Raw genomic sequence first — 19,910 nt, 5'->3', positions numbered from 1 at the left:
CCGGAATGGACCGGCTCGCCGCTTGGGATGTCCGCCGTGCCGCTCTCGCTCCTTCTCTCCGCTGCCATCGCCGCCTTTCTCTATATCGTCATTCCCGGCCCGGCCTTCCTGGCGCTGCTCGGCATCGGGGCCGGCCAGGGGCGCATGGCCGGCGGCAAGTTCATGGCGGGGCATCTGGCAGGCGACATTCTGTGGACCACGCTGGCGCTGGTCGCCATCGTCGGTGCGCGCGTGGTGGGCGAGACGGTGTTCGACGTGCTCGGCCTGTTTTGCGGCGGCTATCTCGCCTTCATCGGCTGGAATGCCTTTCGGGCCCGGCCGCGCGAGGCCGGTGCGCCGGTGATCACCGTCGAGCGGCCCTTCCGGCGCGGCCTGATCTTCGGCCTCACCAATCCCAAGGGCTATCCGGTGGCGCTCGCCACCTATACCGCGCTGATCGGCGGGTCGTCGCGCCTGCTCTCCTTCGGCAGCCTGCCCGAACTGCTCGGCGCGGCGCTGGTCGGCTTTCTCGCCGGCTACGTCATCATCATCGCGGTGATCGGTGCGCCGCTGGTGCGCCGCTTCTATCGGGCGCACGAACTGGGCATCGTCCGCGCCTCCGGCCTCCTGTTCATGGGCTTTGCCGCCGAAGCTATCTGGCACGCCGCGCCGGGGCTGATCGGCAACCGTCGGGTCTGATCAGTCCCTTGGACGTCCCGCCAGCTGAATACCCAGCGCGGCAATCGTCATGGCCGGCACCACGATGGCGAAGGCTGTCAGCGGCGTGCCGATCAGTGCCGCCGCGCCGGAGCCGGCGAAGCCGCTGCCCATCTGGATGAAGCCCATCAGTGCCGCCGCCGCCCCGGCCTTGTCCGGGAAGGCGGCGAGGGCGCGGGTCGACAGGTCCGGCATGAACAGGGCGAGCGCGAAGGCAAATATCGCCACCGGTCCCATCACCGACAAGTAGCTCGGCGTCAGCCAGAGAGCCGATGCGGTCATGGCGAGGCCGCCGGTGGCGCACAGGATGAGGCCCGGCAGCACCAGCTTCTGCGCGCGCATGTGGCGCATCATCAGCTTGGTGGCGATGCCGCCGCCGATATAGGAGAGCGACTGGGCCAGCATGCCGAAGCCGAATTGCTGCGGTGTCAGATGCGCCAGTTCGATCACCAGGAAAGGCAGCATGGTGCCGAGCGCATAGAGGCCGCCGACGCCGATGCCCATGGCGAGCGCCGGCGTGGCAAAGCGGCGGTCGGTGATCAGCTGGCCATAGGCCCGGGCCAGTTCCAGGGGCTTGGCGCGTGCGGGGTCGGGATTGGCGTTGGTCTCGGGGAAGAAGACGAGCACGGTCGCCACCAGCGCCACGCCATAGACCACCATCAGCCAGAAGATGGCGTGCCAGTCGGCCACCAGCATCATCAGGCTGCCGAGCGTCGGCGACAGGGCCGGACCGATGGCGAGGAAGATGCCGACGGTGTTCATCACCCGCGCCGACGCTTCACCGGTGAAGTTGTCGCGCACGATGGCGCGCGAGATGGAGGTGCCGGCGGCCGCTCCGATGCCCTGCACGAGACGCGCCAGCGTCAGGATCTCGACGCTCGGGGCCAGCACGGCGCCGAGCGAGCCCAGCACGTAGATCGCCAGGAAGCCGATTGCCACCGGGCGGCGGCCGAAGGCGTCCGACAGCGGGCCGCAGACGAGCTGGGCGAAGGCGAAGCCGGCGAAATAGAAGGTCAGCGTCGCCTTCACCGCCGACGTGCTGGCGCCGAAGGCCGTGGCGATGGCCGGCATGGCCGGGGTGTAAAGCGACATGGATATGGGGCCGAGGGCGATCAGGATCGATCCGAGAATCACCACATGGCGTTCGCTGAGGCGCGGGGGATGCATCTTGGTCTCCAGGCATTTCCCAGGTCGGGAGCCGCCTCAATTGGTACCTTTGGCCTGGTTTCACCATCACATTTAAGCAATTTTACAAATTGCATGGCTGGCCGGCGACTTTGCAGTCGGGTTTTTCTTGCTCCTGTCACAATGATTCGTATAGTGCGCCCCAATGGGACGGTCCGGACGTATGCTCCGGGCCGTCCGTCTTTTTCTATCCGAGAGTTTTCATGCAGCTCCGCAATATCGCTATCATCGCGCACGTCGACCACGGCAAGACCACGCTCGTCGACGAACTTCTGAAGCAGTCGGGTTCGTACCGCGAGAACCAGCGCGTCGTCGAGCGCGTGATGGACTCCAACGATCTCGAAAAGGAGCGCGGCATCACCATCCTCGCCAAGGCCACCTCGGTGGTCTGGAAGGACACGCGCATCAATATCGTCGACACCCCAGGCCATGCCGACTTCGGCGGCGAGGTGGAACGCATCCTCAACATGGTGGACGGCGCCATCGTTCTGGTCGACGCTGCCGAAGGCCCGATGCCGCAGACCAAGTTCGTGGTCGGCAAGGCGCTCAAGGTCGGCCTGAAGCCGATCGTCGCCATCAACAAGGTCGACCGTCCGGACGCTCGCATTCACGAAGTGGTCGACGAAGTGTTCGATCTCTTCGCCAATCTCGACGCCACCGACGAGCAGCTCGATTTCCCGATCCTCTATGGTTCGGGCCGCAATGGCTGGATGGCCCTGTCGCCGGATGCCGGCCCCGAAGAGGGCATGTCGCCGCTGTTCGATCTGGTCATGAAGCATGTGCCGGCTCCGACCGTCGAGGAAGGCGCCCCCTTCAAGATGATCGGTACGCTGCTGGAAGCCAATCCCTTCCTCGGCCGCATGATCACCGGTCGCATCACCTCCGGCACCGTCAAGCCGAACCAGACCATCAAGGTGCTGGCTGGCGATGGTTCGGTGGTCGAGCAGGGCCGCGTGTCCAAGATCCTCGCCTTCCGTGGCCTTGAGCGTACCGCGATCGAGCTCGGCGAAGCCGGCGACATCGTCGCCATCGCCGGTCTCGTCAAGGGCACCGTGGCCGATACCTTCTGCGCGCTTGAGGTCACCGAGGCGATCCACGCCCAGCCGATCGATCCGCCGACCGTGACCATGAGCTTCCTCGTCAACGACTCGCCGCTGGCCGGCACCGAGGGTGACAAGGTGACGAGCCGCATGATCCGCGACCGTCTCCTCAAGGAAGCCGAAGGCAACGTCGCCCTCAAGATCGAGGAAAGCGCCGAGAAGGACTCCTTCTTCGTGTCGGGCCGTGGCGAACTGCAGCTGGCCGTGCTGATCGAGACCATGCGTCGCGAAGGCTTCGAGCTGGCCGTGTCGCGTCCGCGCGTGGTGTTCCGCAAGGACGACGCCACCGGCGAGATCCTGGAGCCGATCGAAGAGGTCGTCATCGACGTCGACGAGGAATATTCCTCCGTCGTCGTGCAGAAGATGAGCGAACGTCGCGCCGACATGGTGGAGATGCGTCCCTCCGGCGGCAATCGCCAGCGTCTCGTGTTCTACGCACCGACCCGCGGCCTGATCGGCTACCAGTCGGAGCTGCTGACAGACACGCGCGGCACCGCCATCATGAACCGCCTGTTCCACGCCTATGCGCCGCACAAGGGCGATCTGCCGGGCCGTCGCAATGGCGTGCTGATCTCCAACGACATCGGCGAGGCCGTGGCCTATGCGCTGTGGAACCTTGAAGATCGCGGCCCGATGATGATCGAGCCGGGCTGGAAGGTCTATCAGGGCATGATCGTCGGCGAGCACACCCGCGAGAACGACCTCGAGGTCAACGTGCTCAAGGGCAAGAAGCTCACCAACATCCGCTCGGCCGGCAAGGACGAAGCCGTCCGCCTGACGCCGCCGATCCGCATGACGCTCGAGCGCGCGCTGGCCTGGATTCAGGACGACGAGCTGGTGGAAGTGACGCCCAAGTCGATCCGTCTGCGCAAGATGCATCTCGATCCGAACGAGCGCAAGAAGTACGAGCGCGCCGGCGCCGCTGCCTGATATCTGCTGCCGTTGCAAAGGGCAGTCGATGTTCCGCTTTTGAATTTCTCATGGCTCTCGACGCAAATGAGAAGTTTGAAAGGAGTTCATCGAGCCCGTGCGTCAGCATCCGGGCGAGTTGGCTTGAAGCGCCACCGTCACGCACTCGTCAAGCGAATGATTTATGTCCCGTTTCCCGAGAGGGAGACGGGACATGTCTTTTGAAGCCAGCCTGCCGCAGGGAACTGCGGTGAAATTCTTCGCCGACGGTCGGCCGCGGCCCTATGCCGGCAACACCTTCGTGGCCGCGCTGGCGTCCGAGCGGCCTGAATCGGCCGTGGTGGCCGACATTGCCGAGCGTCTGCGCACCAGCACCATTGGCCACCGGCTGACGCTGCTGCCGCGATCGAGCTACCATATGACGGTGTTCGAGGGCGTCTGCGATGCCTATCGCGTTGCCGAGCGCTGGCCGGCAGATCTGCCGCTCGACGCGCCGCTCGCTGAGGCGCATGCCTATTTCGAGGACCGGATCGCCGATGTCGCCGGCATCGCCGCGCCCTTGCGGATGAAGGTGAACGGTCTCACCTCCTGGGCGAACGGCCTGGTGATCGGCCTCGAAGCCGAAGACCAGGATGAAGACGGCCATCTCAGGGCATTGCGCGATCGTCTGTCGACGGCGACCGGCCTTCGCAAGCCCGATCACGCCACCTACGCCTTTCACATGACGCTCGGCTATTGGCTCGACCGGCCTGAGGACGAGCTGTGGCTGGTGGAAAAGCAGGGGATCGAGCAGCTGTTGCTGCGTCTCCTGCCGCGCCTTGAACTCCCTGCGCCCGATTTCTGCCATTTCGCTGACATGCACGCCTTCCATCCGCGGGTTTCGTTGGCGCGTTGAGCGGCGGCGGCCCAGGGCTCGGTCCAGGCGGCTTGGCGCAACTGAACTGCCGGACCGGATGTGGCGTCGCTGACTGAGTTGGACCTGCAACGGGACTGATCGCTCCGGCCATTGTCCTGCTCGCCGGGGGCGTCCCCGGCGGTGCCGTCGCCCCTATCGGCTTTGCGGCCTCTCGCGGCGGGCCGTGTGCGCGCTGCAGATGGATCGATCTGAAATAGAATTCAGTTGAATATCGCTTGAACGGTCGGAGACTCTGTTAGGGCAGTAAAACAATGCAAGCTGATTGGTAATATTCTCTATCAGCTGGTAGAAATCTTTCGGATATTTTCATGTGCAATCCATCTACAACACATGATTAACCAAACCCATCTAGCCTCAATACAGGGGAACGGTGGGGGTATGCACATGGCGCTGACGATCAAGTTGCAGCTACGAATTCTGGTGGTGTTCTTTGCGGTTCTGATGGCCAGTCTCGGGGCTGGCGCCTGGGTTGTCCTGACAGACGTCAGGGCCTTGCAGGATCAGGGGGCGGCGGCGAGCCGCGAAGCTGAGCAGGCCGCTTATGCCAGCCAGATGGGCGCGCGCCTCTACCGGGTCATTGCGGATTCGGAGATCAACCATGATCTTGTCCAGTCTCGCAAGGATTGGGCGGCGGGGATCAACACCGAACGGGCGCTGATCGAACAGGTCCGCACCTGGGTCGTCGTCGACGAGGAGCGCCAGCTGCTCGAGGAGGCGAGTGCCGCTCTCGGGCGCCTGGCGGGGCTCTACGAGACGGCCATGGTGCCGGTCATCGAGGCTTCCGACGTCATCGACGCCCACACCCGTGATCTCGACGGACAGATTGACGATCTCGTGCAGGCGGTCACCGACCCGTTCCAGAAGCTCAGGGACCTGGCGACGGCGCGTGCCAGCCGGGCCGATGCCGATTTCGACGGCCGGACCGGCAGCGTGCTGCTCGGGGCCATGATCGTCATGGCCTTGTCGCTCCTGGTCACGATCGGGGTCAGCGTCAAGGTTGATCGGGCGGTATCGGGGGGCGTCGCCGGGTTGATGACGTCGATGAAGGACATCGAGGCCGGCTCGCTGTCGTCCCCGGCGCAAGGAGCGGCGCGCAAGGACGAGTTCGGCGCCATGGCGCGCATGCTCGACAGCGTGCGGCAAAGCCTGCGCGCGGCCGAAGATCTGCACGCCGACAGTGCCAGGCGGCAGCGGGAGGAGAGTCTCGTGCTGTCCCGCCGCGAAAAGCTGGCGTCGTCCTTCGTGGCGGACATGCAGACGATCGCTTCGGGCTTTGCCCGCTCGGCGGGGGACGTTGCCACCGCGGCGCGGGAAATGGCGCAGACGGCGCGCGAGACGCAGCAGCAGTCGCGGGTGGTCGAATCGGCGGCCGAGGAAGCCTCCACCAATGTGGGAACGGTTGCGACGGCGACCGAGGAAATGGCCGTCTCGGTGCGGGAAATCAACGCACAGGCCAGTCATTCGACGCGCGTGGCCGACACAGCCTTCAACGAAGCGGCCGTGTCCAACGAGCGCATCGGGGCGCTCAACAGCGCGGCAACGGCCATCGGCGACGTGGTCAACATCATCAAGGGCATTGCCGACCAGACCAATCTCCTCGCGCTCAACGCGACGATCGAGGCGGCGCGGGCCGGTGAGGCGGGCAAGGGCTTTGCCGTGGTGGCCGCCGAGGTCAAGCAGCTCGCCGATCAGACCGGCAAGGCGACCGGTGAGATCAGCGCCCGCGTCGGCGAGATCCAGCAGGCGACGGAGGGATCGGTCCGGTCCATCACCGAAATCGTCAAGGTGATCGGCGACATCAAGGCGATCGCCGCCTCGATTGCCACGGCCGTCGAGCAGCAGGGCGCCGCCACCGGCGAGATCGCGCGCAACTGTCAGCTGGCAGCCAGCGGCACGCAGCAGGTGACGCAGAACATCTCCAGCGTCGGCGGCGCGGCCGAGAAGACCGGGGCGGCCTCATCCCAGCTGATGACGCTGTCGGATGGTCTGGCGGCGCAGGCCGGCGACTTGCGGCGCACGGTCGAGAATTTTGTCGAGCAGTTCGCCGCGGCCTGACCTGCGGCAGCTGTCGGGCACAAAAGCAAATGCGGCGGACACCGTCCGCCGCATGCAAAGGATGGGGCACCTCGGATAAGCCGTCCGCCCGAGCCGATCAGGCGCCGACCGCGAGCTTGGCCAGCGGCTGGTCGAGACCCAGCATGTGGCGCAGGTCGACGCGGTCCTTGGCGATGTCGGCGATGGTATACTTGTCCAGCACCGCAAAGAAGGCGCCGAGCGCCTCGCGCAGCACGCGGTTGTATTCGCAGCTCAGGATCAGCGGACAGTCCTTGTGCCCCTCTTCGGAGAAGCACTCGGCCATCATGAAGCTTTCCTCGGTGGCCGAGATGACGTCGCCAAGGCGGATCTCCTCCGCCGGGCGACCGAGCTTCAGCCCGCCGTGACGACCGCGAATGGTCTCGATGAACTTGTTGTCCACGAGCACCTTCAGGATCTTGAACAGGTGCGTTTCCGACATGTCGAAAACCGAGGCGATATCCGCAACCCGACTCGGACGGTCGGGATTGGCTGCACAATAGAGCAGCACGCGGATCGAATAATTGGTGGCTTGAGTGAGGCGCATGACACCCAGATATGGCCAGTTGACCCAAAAGGTCAAGTTTATTTCGGTAATTTAAGGTAAGGCGAGTTGTCGTTCCGCAACAGTCGGTTCAGTACTTAACTCGAAAATGGATCTATTTATAACACCGATAGACAATCGGCAGTGAAGCTGTTGCCGGCACACGCCTTTCCGGCAAAACCGCCGCCAACTTCACGTGGGCGGCGGTTTGCATTTTCACGTTGATCCAGCCCGATCACCGGAGAAATCTCCGGCACGATCCGTCCGTCAGGCGAACTGGCCGTGGCAGTGCTTGTACTTCTTGCCCGAGCCGCAGGGGCAGGGCTCGTTGCGCGAGACCGTGCCCCAGGTGGAAGGATCGTTGGGATCGCGGGCCTGGCCCTCGTTCGCAAAGGCGGCCTGCAGCAGCGCGGCGGCGGCAGCGCCGTCCGCCATCTCGTCCTGGCCCGTGAGCGGGTTGACGTGATGGGCCTGCATCGGCGGCATTTCCGGTTCGGGCTGCTGCTGACGCACTTCGACGCGCATCAGATTGCCGGTCACCTGGCGACGCAGGTCCGACAGCAGGGCTTCGAACAGGGCGAAGGCCTCGGTCTTGTATTCGTTGAGCGGATCGCGCTGGGCATAGCCGCGGAAGCCGATCACCGAACGCAGATGGTCGAGATGGGCCAGATGCTCGCGCCAGAGATTGTCCAGCGTCTGCAGCAGCACGGCCTTCTCGATGTAGCGCATGGTGTCGCTGCCGAAGCGGGCTTCGCGCGCGGCGAAGTTCTCGTCGGAGAGCTTCTTGATGCGCTCCTCGATCTCCTGGTCGGCGATGCCCTCTTCCTTGGCCCAGGCCTCGACCGGCAGGTCCATCGCCAGATACTGGACGATCTCCGCCTTGAGGCCGGTCACGTCCCACTGTTCGGCGTAGACGTTTTCGGGAATGTGCTTGGTCACCAGATCGCCGATCACCTCGTGGCGCATGTCGGCGACCGTCTCGGCGACGCTCTCCTCGGTCATCAGTTCGATGCGCTGCTCGAAGATCACCTTGCGCTGATCGTTCATCACGTTGTCGAACTTGAGCAGGTTCTTGCGGATGTCGAAGTTGCGGGCTTCGACCTTCTGCTGCGCCTTCTCGAGGGCCTTGTTGATCCACGGATGGATGATGGCTTCGCCGTCCTTCAGGCCCAGCTTCTGCAGCATGCCGTCCATGCGGTCGGAGCCGAAGATGCGCATCAGGTCGTCCTGCAGCGACAGATAGAAGCGCGAATGACCAGGGTCGCCCTGGCGGCCGGAACGACCACGCAGCTGGTTGTCGATGCGGCGGCTCTCGTGGCGTTCGGTGCCGAGCACGAACAGGCCACCGGCGGCCAGCGCCTTGTCCTTGAGGCGCGCCACGTCGGCGCGGATCTTCTGCTCGCGCGCGTCGCGCTCGGGACCGGGCGGCACGTCGCCAAGCTCATGGGCGATGCGCATGTCGACGTTGCCGCCGAGCTGGATGTCGGTGCCGCGGCCGGCCATGTTGGTGGCGATGGTCACCGCGCCGGGCACGCCGGCCTGGCTGATGATATAGGCTTCCTGCTCGTGATAGCGGGCGTTGAGCACCTGGAACACCAGCTTGCCGTCGTCGCCGTCGAACAGCACGTCGAACTCGCGCTGGGCGAAGCCCTGCTCGCTGAGCATGCGGGCAAGGGTTTCGGACTTCTCGATCGAGGTGGTGCCGACGAGGATCGGCTGACCCTTGGCCTTGCACTCGCGGATGGTGTCGATGATCGCCTTGTACTTCTCGTCAACCGTCCGGTAGACCTCGTCGTGGTCGTCGATGCGCGACACCGGGCGATGGGTCGGGATCTCCACGACTTCGAGATTGTAGATGTCGGCGAATTCGTCCGCTTCCGTCGAGGCCGTACCGGTCATGCCGGCCAGCTTGTCGTACATGCGGAAATAGTTCTGGAAGGTGATCGAGGCCAGCGTCTGGTTTTCCGGCTGGATGCGCACGTGTTCCTTGGCTTCCAGTGCCTGGTGCAGGCCGTCCGAATAGCGGCGGCCCGGCATCATGCGGCCTGTGAACTCGTCGATGATCACCACTTCGTCGTCCTTGACGATATAGTCGCGATCCCTCTGGAACAGCTTGTGGGCGCGCAGCGCCTGATTGAGGTGGTGCACCACCGAGACGTTTTCCACGTCGTAGAGCGAACCGCCCTTCAGCAGGCCGGCGGCCTTCAGCTTCTGCTCCATGCGCTCGGTGCCGATCTCGGAGAAGATGGCGGTGCGCTGCTTTTCGTCCACCTCATAGTCCTCGGTCACGATGCCGGGGATGAAGGTGTCCATGGTGTTGTAGAACTCGGAGCGGTCTTCCAGCGGGCCGGAGATGATCAGCGGCGTGCGCGCTTCATCGACGAGGATCGAGTCCACTTCGTCGACGATGGCGTAATGGTGTCCGCGCTGCACCATCTGCGACTTCTCATATTTCATGTTGTCGCGCAGATAGTCGAAGCCGAGCTCGTTGTTGGTGGCGTAGGTGATGTCGCAGTTATAGGCGTCGCGACGCTGGTCGTCGGTCAGTCCGTGCACGATCACGCCGGTGGTCAGCCCGAGGAAGCCGTAGATGCGGCCCATCCACTCGGAGTCGCGCTTGGCGAGGTAGTCGTTGACCGTGACGACATGGACGCCCTGGCCGGAGAGCGCGTTGAGGTAGACTGCGAGGGTTGCCACCTGCGTCTTGCCTTCACCGGTCTTCATCTCGGCGATGTCGCCGTCGTTCAGCACCATGCCGCCGATCAGCTGGACGTCATAGTGTCGCTGGCCGAGCACGCGGCGGGCGGCCTCGCGCACAACGGCGAAAGCGGGAACCAGAAGGTCGTCGAGCTTGGTGCCGGACGCCAGTTTCTCGCGGAATTCGATGGTCTTGGCCTTCAGAGCCTCGTCGGAGAGCTTCTGGACCTCGGCCTCCAAGGCGCTGATCGCCTGAACGCGCGGGCGGTAGCCCTTGATGCGGCGGTCGTTCGCCGTACCGAAAATCATCCGTGCCAAACCGCCGAGGCCGACCATGGCAGCCCATCCCTTCATAAAAGTCCGTTTTCCGAATTCGACCCGCCGTATGTGGCGCAAATATGCCGCAATTCAGCGATTGGCCTATTCAGCCACGCTCCATCTATGTTGGGGTGTGGTGGATGTCAACGTGGCGTCTTTCAGTTGGCGCACAGCCGCGCTATACCGCAGGCGTCAATTTCGCCGGCCCGATGTCCGGGCGGCCGTGCAGAACAGGAATTGCCTGATGAATTTTCCGATGCTTTCGACCGCGCGCAAAGGCCTGCGCTTGATCCCGGCGCTGCTCCTGGCTGGCGTCGCCCTGGCTGGTCCGGCTCTTGCCGACGGCGACGTGCTTGCCCGCGTCAATGGCAAGGATATCACCAAGGCCGAAGTGGACATGGCCATGGACGTTTTCGGTCAGCAGCTCGCCCAGGTGCCCGATGGCGCCAAGCAGTCCATGGTGCTTGACGCGCTGATCGACATGCATGTGCTGGCCGATGCCGCCGCCGCTTCGGGCGTCAAGGACGATCCCAAGTACAAGGCGCGCATTTCCTTCCTCGATGCCCAGGCCCTGCGCAACACCTATCTTGAAGATCAGGTGCAGGCCAAGATCACCGATGACGAGATCAAGGCCCGCTATGAGAAGGACATTGCCGGCTACACCCCGCCGGAAGAAGTCCACGCCCGCCACATCCTGGTGAAGACCGAGGAAGAAGCCAACCAGATCATCAAGGATCTGGCCGCCGGCAAGGACTTCGCGGCGCTTGCCAAGGAAAAGTCGCTCGATCCGGGTTCCAAGGACAATGGTGGCGACCTCGGCTTCTTCGCCAAGGGTCAGATGGTTCCCGAGTTCGAAACGGAAGCCTTCTCGCTGCAGCCGGGCCAGACGTCGGCCAAGCCGGTGAAGACCCAGTTCGGCTATCATGTGCTGAAGGTCGAAGAGAAGCGCACCCAGCCGGTTCCCAAGCTCGAGGACGTGCGCGAGCAGGTCGTGCAGGTGCTGCAGCGCGAGAAGGCGCAGGAGATCCTCACCAAGCTCAAGGGCGAGGCCAAGATCGAGAACCTGCTGCCGCCGCCGGCTCCCGCCGCCACGCCGGCCCCGGGTGCTGAGCCCGCTCCTGCCCCGGCCCAGTGACGATGAGTGCGGCGTCACTGCAATTTTGCGTGATTGTCGCTGAAATGCTGTAAAAGCGGACCCGGACGATTCCTTCGTCCGGGTTCGTTCCTTTCCAGAAAGCCAAGAAGAAAGCCGATGTCCCACGCCGTTTCGCCGCTTGCACCCAAGACCTATCCCGAAATGCCGGCGGTTGCCGGTGTGCGATTTGCGACGGCCGAGGCCGGCATCAAGTACAAGAACCGCACCGACGTGCTGCTGCTGACCCTCGACGAGGGCTCGGAAGTGGCTGGTGTGTTCACCCGCTCGAAGTGCCCGTCGGCGCCGGTCGACTGGTGCCGCGCCAATCTCGCCCAGGGCAAGGCGCGGGCGCTTCTGGTCAATTCGGGCAATGCCAATGCCTTCACCGGTCTCAAGGGCCGCGAGACGGTGCAGCTCTCGGCGGATTACGTGTCGAAGGCGCTCGGCGTGCCGGCCGAGACCGTGTTCCTTGCCTCCACCGGTGTGATCGGCGAGCCGCTCGATCCTGGCAAGTTCGACGCCGTGCTGGGCGAGACCGCCACGCGTCTGGCGGCCGGTCCGTGGATCGATGCCGCGCGCGCCATCATGACCACCGACACCTTCCCCAAGGTCGCCACCCGCACCGTCGATTTCGGCGGCGTGCCCGTGGTGATCAACGGCATGGCCAAGGGCGCCGGCATGATCGCGCCTGACATGGCCACCATGCTGTCCTTCATCTTCACCGACGCGCCGATTGCCGCGCCTGTCCTGCAGGACCTGATTTCCAAGGGCGCCAACGGTTCGTTCAACTCGGTCACCGTCGACAGCGACACGTCCACCTCGGACACGCTGATCCTGTTCGCCACGCAGAAGGCCGCGGCGCCGCGTCTGACGGCCCTTGACGATCCGCGCCTGCCGGCCTTCCGCGCCGCGCTCGACAGCCTGCTGCAGGATCTCGCGCAGATGGTCGCCCGCGACGGCGAGGGCGCGCGCAAGTTCATCGAAGTGCAGGTCACGGGCGCCGTCGACGACGCCTCGGCCAAGCGCATCGCTCTGTCCATCGCCAACTCGCCGCTGGTCAAGACGGCCGTTGCCGGCGAGGACGCCAACTGGGGGCGCGTGGTGATGGCCGTCGGCAAGGCCGGCGAGCCGGCCGATCGCGATCGCCTGTCCATCTGGTTCGGCGATGTGCGCGTGGCTGTCGAAGGCGCCCGCGATCCCGACTATTCGGAAGCGGCCGCGTCCGACGTGATGAAGCGCGACGAGATCATCGTGCGCGCCGACATCGGTCTCGGCACGGGCAAGGCCCGGGTGTGGACCTGCGATCTCACCAAGGAATATGTCGCCATCAACGGCGACTATCGCAGCTGAGGCCTCGCCCATGAAAATGGTTCTCGTGGTTGCCTGCGCGCTCGTCGACACCGACGGGCGCATCCTGCTTGCCCGGCGGCCCGAGGGCAAGTCGCTGGCCGGTCTGTGGGAGTTCCCCGGCGGCAAGGTCGAAGCGGGTGAAAGCCCCGAGGACGCACTGATCCGCGAGCTCGACGAGGAGCTGGGGCTGACGGTCAGGAAGCCGTGCCTCGCCCCGCTCACTTTTGCCAGCCACACTTATGAAACCTTCCACTTGCTGATGCCGCTCTATGTGTGTCGGCGCTGGGAGGGCATTGCCCAGTCGCGCGAGGGACAGGTGCTTGCCTGGGTGCGGCCGGGCAAGCTGCGGGACTATCCCATGCCGGCGGCCGACGAACCGCTGATCCCGCATCTTCAGGATCTGCTTGGGTCCTAGCGGTTCGATTGTGGCCTTTGCATCCGTCTGATACGAACCGCCGTGCAAATGTCGCAATCATTGGAACCACTAGCGGCGCTCTTTCCTTCAAATTTGAATGAATATTTAAGCTTTCCCCGCTAGCCCTATGCAAGATTTCTCATAGGGGTTTCTACGGGGCGGCATGGGCGACAACGGTCACTTCGAAAGACGAAGCCGGATCATCGGCCGGCGCATGGGCTTCGTCCGGGCGGTGTCCGGGGCAACGTCGCTTGAATATGCCGTTGTCGGCGGCGTGCTGGCGCTGCTGGTCAGCACTGCGTCGAGCTATAGCGGCCATGGGCTGTCCGACGGTCTTCAGCGGCTCAAGGCCGCCATATCGGGGACAGAGGTCGAGAAGGTGGCCGGCCATCAGCTCATCGGCAACGGCCACTGATGTCCTGACCATCCGCAACAATCGGGCATTTGCCGCCACATATTTCCCGCGGGTTAACCGGGGTGCTTACGGGAATCTTCACTTTTTTCTGGCTTGCTGGCGTCATCAACGCGTGCGGCGCTGCCGTCACATGCCGTTCGATGCACGCCAAGGAATGGCCAATGCCGGGTGAAGCCGAGAAGTTCAGTGTCCTGCGCCTTGTGTCGGCGTTCGCCCGTGACGAACGCGGTGCGACGGCGCTTGAATACGGCATTCTCGCATCGATGATCGTGGTCGCGCTCGCCGGCATCTCGACACTGTCGGAAATCGCCGACGCGCAGAACCGCGTCTACGGCCTGCTGACCAACGCCATGCGTTGAGCGGCGTCTGCCGCCCCTTTCACTGTTCCAGCTTGTTTTCCTGTACGCCCAGCGCGTCGGCAAGGCGCATGCGTGCGCTGCCGGGGCGCAGCGGCTTCTGCTGGCTCTCGTGCGGCGCCCAGCCCGACAGCGAGATCAGCGCCAGCGTGGCGCGGATGCGGCCGTCGGCGTCGGCGTGATCGCGGGCATAGATCTCGGCCGCGCGCATCAGCAGCGACGGTGGGGTGAGCGCCCGCGCGCGGCCCGCCAGGCAGTTGGTGGCGCCCATGGCGGCCAGTTCGCGCATCAGATGGAACGGGGTCGCGTAGCGCAGCGTCAGGCGGTCCTGGTCGGCAACGGGCAGGGCGAGGCCGGCGCGCTGCAACAGGCCGCCGAGATCGCGCACTTCGCCCATGGGCGCGACACGCGGGCTGACACCGCCCTTGCGTTCGCTCTCGGCGGCGAGCAGGGCCTGGCGCAACTCGGTCAGCGTCTCGCCGCCGGCCATCAATCCAAGGAACAGGCCGTCCGGACGCAGGATGCGGCGGATCTGGATCAGCGCGCCCGGCAGGTCATTGGTCCAGTGCAGCGTCAGCACGGAGATCACCAGATCGAAGCTCTCCGCCTGGAAGGGCAGGGCCTCGTCGTCGACCACCAGCGTTTCCTCGGTGGGGCGCAGGCCCGGCGCCAGGAGATCGGCCGAGGTGATGGTGTCGACGCGACCGGTCGCCCGCAGCGCGTCGGCCACGCGCGTGGTCGGATCGCCGATCACCAGCACCCGCTCGAAATGCCGCGCCACGGCCATGACCCGGTCCGCGAGGTCTTCGGCGGCAAGCGCCAGCAGGAAGTCGGCGCCATCGGTCGGACGGGCGAGGGCGCGGGCTCTGCGGCGGGCAAGCTGGTGGCGGTCGAAGATCACGGGCGTCATGGCTACGGGCTCCTGTCGGCGGCTCAATAGAAGCCGGAGGCGGTGCCGTCAAATCAATCTGGTGCGAGTGCTCCAGACATTTGCTGGTGGTCCGCTCGGGCCATTTTCTGTGACGCAGACCTGCAGAGGGATTGTGTCGAAGATGCGGTGCGTGGATACTGCGTGCACTCCAGCTCGTTCTGCAACTCGTCGTCCCTGTCGCCGCGCCATGGTCTCGCCCTCGCTCTGGACTGCCGCCCATTGCCGCCCCTCGCGGACCGATGCGATGCCGGCGATCGCCGCCGCGTTCGGCGCGCCCCTGCGCCATGGCAAGCGCCTCCTGCGCTCGGCCGTCGATCTGGTGATGCCGCCCGTCTGTCCGGGGTGCCGCACGCTGCTGGGCAGTCCCGCCGGCCTCTGCTTCACCTGCTGGCAGAAGGTGCGTTTCCTCGAAAGGCCGTGGTGCGAGCGGCTCGGCACGCCGCTGTCGCTCGATCTCGGCCCCGGCGTTCTCTCGGCGGAGGCGATCGCCAACCCGCCGCGCTATGCCAGGGCCCGCTCGGCGGTGGTCTATGACGGGCTGGTGCCGGATCTGGTGCAGGCGTTCAAATATTCCGACCGGCTCGATCTCGCCCCCATGTTTGCGGCCTGGATGCTGCGCGTCGCCGGCGAGCTTCTGGATGAAACCGACCTGATCCTCCCCGTGCCCTTGCACTGGACCCGCCTTGCCCGGCGGCGGTTCAACCAGGCGGGCGTTCTCGCCGGTCTTGTGGGACGTCGCGCCGGACGGTCGGTACGCCATGACATTCTGCTGCGCGTCAAGCGCACGCGCCAGCAGGTCGGCCTTGGCCGCACCGATCGATCGGACAATCTGCGCGGTGCCTTCCTGGTGCCGCAGCGCAAGAGAGGGGCGATCGCGGGCAAGGCCGTCCTGCTCATCGACGATGTGCTGACCACCGGCGCCACACTGGATGCCGCCGTCGGCGTCCTGCTGCGCGCCGGGGCGCGCACGGTCAACGTGCTGACGCTGGCGCGTGTCATCGATCCGGGCTGACACCCTCATGATTTGCGGCGGCCGGCGCCTTCGTCTATATGGCCATCAGGACATTCATCGAGAGGACGGCTTTCATGGCTTCGGTTGTGATCTATACGCGCGATTTCTGCGGTTATTGCGCCCGCGCCAAGGCGCTGCTCGACGCCAAGGGCGTCACCTACACCGAGTTCAACGCCACGGCGACGCCGGACAAGCGGGCCGAGATGATGGAGCGCTCCGGTCGCAACACCTTCCCGCAGATCTTCATCGGCAGCACCCATGTCGGTGGCTGCGATGATCTGCATGCGCTCGAAGACGCCGGCAAGCTGGACGCGCTGCTCGCCGGCTGAGACACCGTCGCAAACGCTCTGGAGGGACCCATGGCCAGGATCTGTGTTGCCGCCATTCAGATGCGCAGCGGTCGTGAGCCGCTTGCCAATCTGGCCGATGCCGAAGCGTTGATCCGCGATGCGGCCGCTTCCGGCGCCACCTATGTGCAGACGCCGGAGATGACCAACATCCTCGAACGCGATCGCACTGTGGCGCTGCAGAAGATTTCGCCCGAGGCGGACGATCCCTTCATCGCGCGGGGGCGGCAGCTCGCGCGTGAACTCGGCATCACCCTGCATTTCGGGTCGCTGGCGATCCTGCGGCCGGATGGCAAGATCGCCAATCGCGCCATCGTGCTCGGTCCGGACGGCACTCTCGTCGCCCGCTACGACAAGATCCACATGTTCGACGTCGATCTGGCCAATGGCGAAAGCTGGCGCGAGAGCGCCACCTATACGCCGGGCACGTCTGCCGTCCTCACCGATATCGGCGGCGTTCGCCTCGGCCTTGCCATCTGTTACGACATCCGCTTCCCCCATCTCTTCCGCGCCTATGGCAAGGCGGGCGTGCATGTCATCACCGCGCCGGCGGCCTTCACGCGGCAGACCGGGCAGGCGCATTGGCATGTGCTGCAGCGGGCGCGGGCGATCGAGAATGGCTGCTTCCTGGTGACTGCGGCGCAGGGCGGCACGCACGAGGATGGCCGGGAGACCTTCGGCCATTCGCTGATTGTCAGCCCCTGGGGGCAGGTGATCGCCGAAGCGGAGGCTGATGCCCCCGGGGTGGTCCTCGCCGACATCGATCTCGACGAAGTCGCCGTGGCGCGGGGGCGCATTCCCTCGCTCCTCAACGAGCGCCCGTTCGACCTGTCGTCCAGCGCGGGCGAAGTTTGATCCGCTTTCCAAGCAACTTTCCGGTTTGCTCAGGTTTTCCGGCTTGTCAGCCGGCCCCTGCGGCCCCATTTTGACACCATGATCCGTTACTCGCTCATCTGTTCGAATGCCCATGACTTCGAAGGCTGGTTCCGCTCTTCGGAAGATTTCGATTCTCAGGCGCAGCGCGGCCTGCTGGCGTGCCCGCATTGCGGCGATGGTGCCATCACCAAGGCCTTGATGGCGCCGCGCGTGGTGACCGGCGAACAGAAGGCCGCGATGGCTGCACTGGAACCTGCCGAGACCCCGGCCGCGCCGCCGGTGCCGCTTGCGGCCATTCCGCCGCAGGCGCAGGAAGCGCTGGCCAAGCTCAAGGAAATCAAGGCGGCGCTGCTCGCCAATTCGGAGAATGTCGGCAAGGGCTTTGCCGAGGAAGCGCGCAAGGTGCATTTTGGCGAAGCGCCGGCGCGGCCGATCCACGGCGAGGCGTCAGCCGATGAGGCCAAGGCCCTGATCGAGGATGGCATCGACATCCTGCCCCTGCCGGCCCTGCCCGGCGAACAGAACTGACGGCCCGCCCGATCGAACGGGTCTGACGGACCTTGCGGCCGGTCTCAGGCCTTCGGCTTGGTCGCCAGCACCATGTAGTTGACGTCGGTGTCGCGGCTTTCCTTCCAGATATCGCGGAAGGGGTCGAAGACGATGCCGGACCGGTCGAGCAGGGTCAGGCCGAAGTCCTGCAGCGGTGCTTCCACTTCCTCGGGCTTGACGAACTTGTCCCAGCTGTGGGTGCCGCGCGGCAGCCAGCGCAGCACATATTCGGCCCCGATGATGGCAAGGCCGAGGGCCTTGATGGTGCGGTTCAGCGTCGCCACCACGAGAAGGCCACCCGGGCGGACGAGGTTCGACACCGTCTCCAGAAAGGCCTGCACGTCGGCCACGTGTTCGATCACTTCAAGCGCCAGGACCACATCGAAGCGGTCGCCGGCGGCGTCGAGCGCCTCGGCGGTCTCGGCCCGGTAGTCGATGGTGAGCCCCGACTGCCCTGCATGCAGGCGCGCCACTTCGATGTTGGTTTCCGAAGGATCGATCCCGGTCACCGTGGCGCCGAGGCGTGCCATCGGTTCGGAGATCAGGCCGCCGCCGCAGCCGATGTCAACCAGCGTCAGCCCCTCGAAGCTGTTGGCGGCGTCAGCGTTGCGGCCGAAATGGGCGGAGATTTCGCGCTTGAGATAGCCCAGGCGCGCCGGATTGAACTTGTGCAGCGGCTTGAACTTGCCCTTGGGGTCCCACCATTCCGCTGCGATGCGCGAGAAACGGTCGACTTCCGATTGGTCTACGGTTCTGGCGGTCGGCGACATGCGAGGGCTCCCGATGATGGCGGTTCTGCTTCCAACTCCGGATCGCACGTGCGCGGCGCGATGGCAAGGCTGGAGATGGAAAGACTTCAGCGCCTGCGTGCCCGCCGGCTCCAGCCTTGCCGGGTTCGCCCCGTTTGCCGCGCCTGCGCTGCCTCGGGCAGGCCTTGGCTTCAGGGGTAAACTACTGCTTTCGTATATAGTTCGCCTTGCATATGTCTACCAATGATATGTTCAGATTTACATCTGAACGACATCCTGCGAAGGTGAACACCCCTCGATTGTGATGCCTCCTCGCCTGCTTCGGAATGCTCAATGCCGCTGAATCCCGAGATCGCCCGCCTCATCGAACAGGCTGACGCCCTGAACTTGCCGTCTCTCGACAGCCTCAGCGTTGCCGAAGCGCGGGCGGGAGCACGGCTCAGGGCCCGGCCGCAGGGCAAGCCGGTTGCCTCGATCGAGGCCGTGTCCATTCCCGGCGATCGCGGGTCGATCGGCGGACGGATCTACCGCCCCTTCGGTTCCGGGGCCTCGCAAGTGGTGGTCTATGCGCACGGTGGCGGCTTCGTCATTTGCGACCTCGACACCCATGACAACATCTGCCGCAACATTGCGGCCGACGCCGGCGTGGTGGTTGTCTCCGTCGATTATCGCCTGGCCCCCGAACATCCCTTTCCGGCCGCCTCCGACGACATGGTGTCGGCCGTCCGCTGGGCGGTGCGCAAGTCACCGAGCTTTGGCGGCAATGGCGGTCGGGTGATCGTTGCCGGCGACAGTGCCGGAGCCCATCTTGCGGCGGTGGCTGCGCTGCGTCTCCATGAGTGCGGCGATGATCTGGTATCGGGCCAGCTCCTGGTCTATCCGGTAACCGATCATTACTCGTCGGGGCACGCGTCCTATTCTGAGTTTGCCGAGGGCTATGGCCTGACCAGAAGCGACATGGTCTGGTTCTGGGATCACTTTCTTCCCGACGCCGCACAGGCGGGCAATCCTTGGGTTTCGCCCTTGCGCGCCGACGACCTTTCCGGTCTGCCGCCGGCCTGCGTGCTGACGTCGGAATGCGACGTGCTGCGCGATGAGGGCGAGGCCTATGCTGCCCGGCTCAGCGACGCCGGCGTGCCGGTGCATTTCCAGCGGTTCAACGGTCTCCACCATGGTTGCCTCGGGCTGAATGGTCAGGTGCGTTGCGTGGCGCCGATGCAGGATGCGATCGTGAGCTGGCTTCGGGCGGTGGCCGCGCTTTGAGCCGCATTTTTGCGTCTCCTGCCTCGCCGACTTAATTTCCTGGCGCGTGAAGTTCCGACGTTGCGACGGGGCGA

The 19,910-nt window shown here is 65.0% G+C and carries 19 protein-coding genes; 14 read left to right on the top strand and 5 right to left on the bottom strand.

What is annotated here, in order from left to right:
* Positions 1-36 precede the first annotated feature (36 nt).
* A complete protein-coding gene (locus tag L2I41_RS09170) occupies positions 37-678 on the top strand; it encodes a LysE family translocator (RefSeq protein ID WP_237153241.1) in 642 nt (213 codons plus the stop codon).
* Here the strand turns inward: L2I41_RS09170 and L2I41_RS09165 are convergent, their stop codons facing one another.
* Positions 679-1,863, bottom strand: a complete 1,185-nt coding sequence (locus L2I41_RS09165; protein WP_237153240.1) for a multidrug effflux MFS transporter — start codon at positions 1,861-1,863, stop codon at positions 679-681.
* A gap of 221 nt (positions 1,864-2,084) precedes the next feature.
* Here L2I41_RS09165 and typA point away from each other — a divergent pair, with 221 nt between their 5' ends.
* From typA to L2I41_RS09150, 3 genes are all read left to right on the top strand, one after another.
* Entirely contained in the window at positions 2,085-3,911 is a 1,827-nt protein-coding gene (typA, locus tag L2I41_RS09160) for a translational GTPase TypA (protein ID WP_237153239.1), read from the top strand.
* Positions 3,912-4,104: 193 nt separating this feature from the next.
* Entirely contained in the window at positions 4,105-4,785 is a 681-nt protein-coding gene (locus L2I41_RS09155) for a DUF1868 domain-containing protein (protein ID WP_237153238.1), read from the top strand.
* Between the two features lie 405 nt (positions 4,786-5,190).
* Positions 5,191-6,861: a methyl-accepting chemotaxis protein gene (locus L2I41_RS09150; protein ID WP_237153237.1), complete on the top strand. Its 1,671-nt coding sequence runs from the start codon at positions 5,191-5,193 to the stop codon at positions 6,859-6,861.
* Between the two features lie 97 nt (positions 6,862-6,958).
* On the opposite strand, the gene rirA is transcribed toward L2I41_RS09150, so the two are convergent.
* Both rirA and secA read right to left on the bottom strand, forming a co-directional pair.
* Complete coding sequence (gene rirA, locus L2I41_RS09145) at positions 6,959-7,426, bottom strand: iron-responsive transcriptional regulator RirA (RefSeq protein ID WP_237153418.1); 468 nt, start codon at positions 7,424-7,426, stop codon at positions 6,959-6,961.
* A gap of 264 nt (positions 7,427-7,690) precedes the next feature.
* Positions 7,691-10,456 (bottom strand): preprotein translocase subunit SecA, encoded by a 2,766-nt coding sequence (gene secA / locus L2I41_RS09140; protein ID WP_237153417.1) that lies wholly within the window; start codon positions 10,454-10,456, stop codon positions 7,691-7,693.
* A 226-nt stretch (positions 10,457-10,682) separates the two neighbouring features.
* Here secA and L2I41_RS09135 point away from each other — a divergent pair, with 226 nt between their 5' ends.
* The 5 genes from L2I41_RS09135 (at position 10,683) to L2I41_RS09115 (ending at position 14,112) form a co-directional block, all read left to right on the top strand.
* A complete protein-coding gene (locus L2I41_RS09135; protein WP_237153236.1) occupies positions 10,683-11,573 on the top strand; it encodes a peptidylprolyl isomerase in 891 nt (296 codons plus the stop codon).
* Between the two features lie 117 nt (positions 11,574-11,690).
* A complete protein-coding gene (gene argJ, locus L2I41_RS09130; RefSeq protein ID WP_237153235.1) occupies positions 11,691-12,923 on the top strand; it encodes a bifunctional glutamate N-acetyltransferase/amino-acid acetyltransferase ArgJ in 1,233 nt (410 codons plus the stop codon).
* 10 nt (positions 12,924-12,933) lie between these two features.
* Entirely contained in the window at positions 12,934-13,338 is a 405-nt protein-coding gene (locus tag L2I41_RS09125; protein WP_237153234.1) for a (deoxy)nucleoside triphosphate pyrophosphohydrolase, read from the top strand.
* Positions 13,339-13,501: 163 nt separating this feature from the next.
* Positions 13,502-13,753 (top strand): hypothetical protein, encoded by a 252-nt coding sequence (locus tag L2I41_RS09120; RefSeq protein WP_237153233.1) that lies wholly within the window; start codon positions 13,502-13,504, stop codon positions 13,751-13,753.
* Between the two features lie 161 nt (positions 13,754-13,914).
* Entirely contained in the window at positions 13,915-14,112 is a 198-nt protein-coding gene (locus L2I41_RS09115) for a Flp family type IVb pilin (RefSeq protein ID WP_237153232.1), read from the top strand.
* Between the two features lie 19 nt (positions 14,113-14,131).
* Here L2I41_RS09115 and L2I41_RS09110 read toward each other — a convergent pair whose 3' ends face one another.
* On the bottom strand, positions 14,132-15,019 hold the full coding sequence (locus L2I41_RS09110; protein WP_237153231.1) for a methyltransferase domain-containing protein: 888 nt from the start codon (positions 15,017-15,019) through the stop codon (positions 14,132-14,134).
* A 265-nt stretch (positions 15,020-15,284) separates the two neighbouring features.
* On the opposite strand from L2I41_RS09110, the gene L2I41_RS09105 reads away from it, so the two are divergent.
* From L2I41_RS09105 to L2I41_RS09090, 4 genes are all read left to right on the top strand, one after another.
* Positions 15,285-16,052, top strand: coding sequence for a ComF family protein (locus L2I41_RS09105; RefSeq protein WP_237153230.1), 768 nt, complete (start codon positions 15,285-15,287; stop codon positions 16,050-16,052).
* A gap of 74 nt (positions 16,053-16,126) precedes the next feature.
* Positions 16,127-16,381: a glutaredoxin 3 gene (gene grxC, locus L2I41_RS09100; protein WP_237153229.1), complete on the top strand. Its 255-nt coding sequence runs from the start codon at positions 16,127-16,129 to the stop codon at positions 16,379-16,381.
* A gap of 30 nt (positions 16,382-16,411) precedes the next feature.
* Entirely contained in the window at positions 16,412-17,254 is an 843-nt protein-coding gene (locus L2I41_RS09095; RefSeq protein WP_237153228.1) for a carbon-nitrogen hydrolase family protein, read from the top strand.
* A 78-nt stretch (positions 17,255-17,332) separates the two neighbouring features.
* Positions 17,333-17,803 carry a DUF1178 family protein gene (locus tag L2I41_RS09090; protein WP_237153227.1) on the top strand — a complete coding sequence of 157 codons (471 nt, stop codon included), beginning with the start codon at positions 17,333-17,335 and terminating at the stop codon, positions 17,801-17,803.
* 44 nt (positions 17,804-17,847) lie between these two features.
* Here the strand turns inward: L2I41_RS09090 and ubiG are convergent, their stop codons facing one another.
* The gene (ubiG, locus tag L2I41_RS09085) at positions 17,848-18,594 is read right to left on the bottom strand and encodes a bifunctional 2-polyprenyl-6-hydroxyphenol methylase/3-demethylubiquinol 3-O-methyltransferase UbiG (protein ID WP_237153226.1); all 747 of its coding nucleotides are present in this window, start codon (positions 18,592-18,594) and stop codon (positions 17,848-17,850) included.
* Positions 18,595-18,906: 312 nt separating this feature from the next.
* Between ubiG and L2I41_RS09080 the strand changes: the two genes are divergently transcribed.
* On the top strand, positions 18,907-19,836 hold the full coding sequence (locus L2I41_RS09080) for an alpha/beta hydrolase (RefSeq protein WP_237153225.1): 930 nt from the start codon (positions 18,907-18,909) through the stop codon (positions 19,834-19,836).
* The last annotated feature ends 74 nt before the right edge of the window (positions 19,837-19,910 follow it).

Origin of the sequence: Oryzibacter oryziterrae (genome assembly GCF_021864535.1) — a bacterium.
Taxonomy (GTDB): Bacteria; Pseudomonadota; Alphaproteobacteria; order Rhizobiales; family Pleomorphomonadaceae; genus Pleomorphomonas; species Pleomorphomonas oryziterrae.
Note: the sequence above shows the minus strand (reverse complement) of the source record. Positions and strands in the feature narration are given on the sequence as shown.

What these genes read in the sequence shown, in the direction of transcription:
- L2I41_RS09110 (WP_237153231.1), bottom strand. Translation starts at nt 15,019, where the DNA reads ATGACGCCCGTGATCTTCGACCGCCACCAGCTTGCCCGCCGCAGAGCC.
- L2I41_RS09135 (WP_237153236.1), top strand. Translation starts at nt 10,683, where the DNA reads ATGAATTTTCCGATGCTTTCGACCGCGCGCAAAGGCCTGCGCTTGATC.
- L2I41_RS09165 (WP_237153240.1), bottom strand. Translation starts at nt 1,863, where the DNA reads ATGCATCCCCCGCGCCTCAGCGAACGCCATGTGGTGATTCTCGGATCG.
- grxC (WP_237153229.1), top strand. Translation starts at nt 16,127, where the DNA reads ATGGCTTCGGTTGTGATCTATACGCGCGATTTCTGCGGTTATTGCGCC.
- ubiG (WP_237153226.1), bottom strand. Translation starts at nt 18,594, where the DNA reads ATGTCGCCGACCGCCAGAACCGTAGACCAATCGGAAGTCGACCGTTTC.
- L2I41_RS09120 (WP_237153233.1), top strand. Translation starts at nt 13,502, where the DNA reads ATGGGCGACAACGGTCACTTCGAAAGACGAAGCCGGATCATCGGCCGG.
- L2I41_RS09155 (WP_237153238.1), top strand. Translation starts at nt 4,105, where the DNA reads ATGTCTTTTGAAGCCAGCCTGCCGCAGGGAACTGCGGTGAAATTCTTC.
- typA (WP_237153239.1), top strand. Translation starts at nt 2,085, where the DNA reads ATGCAGCTCCGCAATATCGCTATCATCGCGCACGTCGACCACGGCAAG.
- rirA (WP_237153418.1), bottom strand. Translation starts at nt 7,426, where the DNA reads ATGCGCCTCACTCAAGCCACCAATTATTCGATCCGCGTGCTGCTCTAT.
- L2I41_RS09125 (WP_237153234.1), top strand. Translation starts at nt 12,934, where the DNA reads ATGAAAATGGTTCTCGTGGTTGCCTGCGCGCTCGTCGACACCGACGGG.
- secA (WP_237153417.1), bottom strand. Translation starts at nt 10,456, where the DNA reads ATGGTCGGCCTCGGCGGTTTGGCACGGATGATTTTCGGTACGGCGAAC.
- argJ (WP_237153235.1), top strand. Translation starts at nt 11,691, where the DNA reads ATGTCCCACGCCGTTTCGCCGCTTGCACCCAAGACCTATCCCGAAATG.
- L2I41_RS09105 (WP_237153230.1), top strand. Translation starts at nt 15,285, where the DNA reads ATGCCGGCGATCGCCGCCGCGTTCGGCGCGCCCCTGCGCCATGGCAAG.
- L2I41_RS09090 (WP_237153227.1), top strand. Translation starts at nt 17,333, where the DNA reads ATGATCCGTTACTCGCTCATCTGTTCGAATGCCCATGACTTCGAAGGC.
- L2I41_RS09115 (WP_237153232.1), top strand. Translation starts at nt 13,915, where the DNA reads ATGCCGGGTGAAGCCGAGAAGTTCAGTGTCCTGCGCCTTGTGTCGGCG.
- L2I41_RS09095 (WP_237153228.1), top strand. Translation starts at nt 16,412, where the DNA reads ATGGCCAGGATCTGTGTTGCCGCCATTCAGATGCGCAGCGGTCGTGAG.
- L2I41_RS09150 (WP_237153237.1), top strand. Translation starts at nt 5,191, where the DNA reads ATGGCGCTGACGATCAAGTTGCAGCTACGAATTCTGGTGGTGTTCTTT.
- L2I41_RS09080 (WP_237153225.1), top strand. Translation starts at nt 18,907, where the DNA reads ATGCCGCTGAATCCCGAGATCGCCCGCCTCATCGAACAGGCTGACGCC.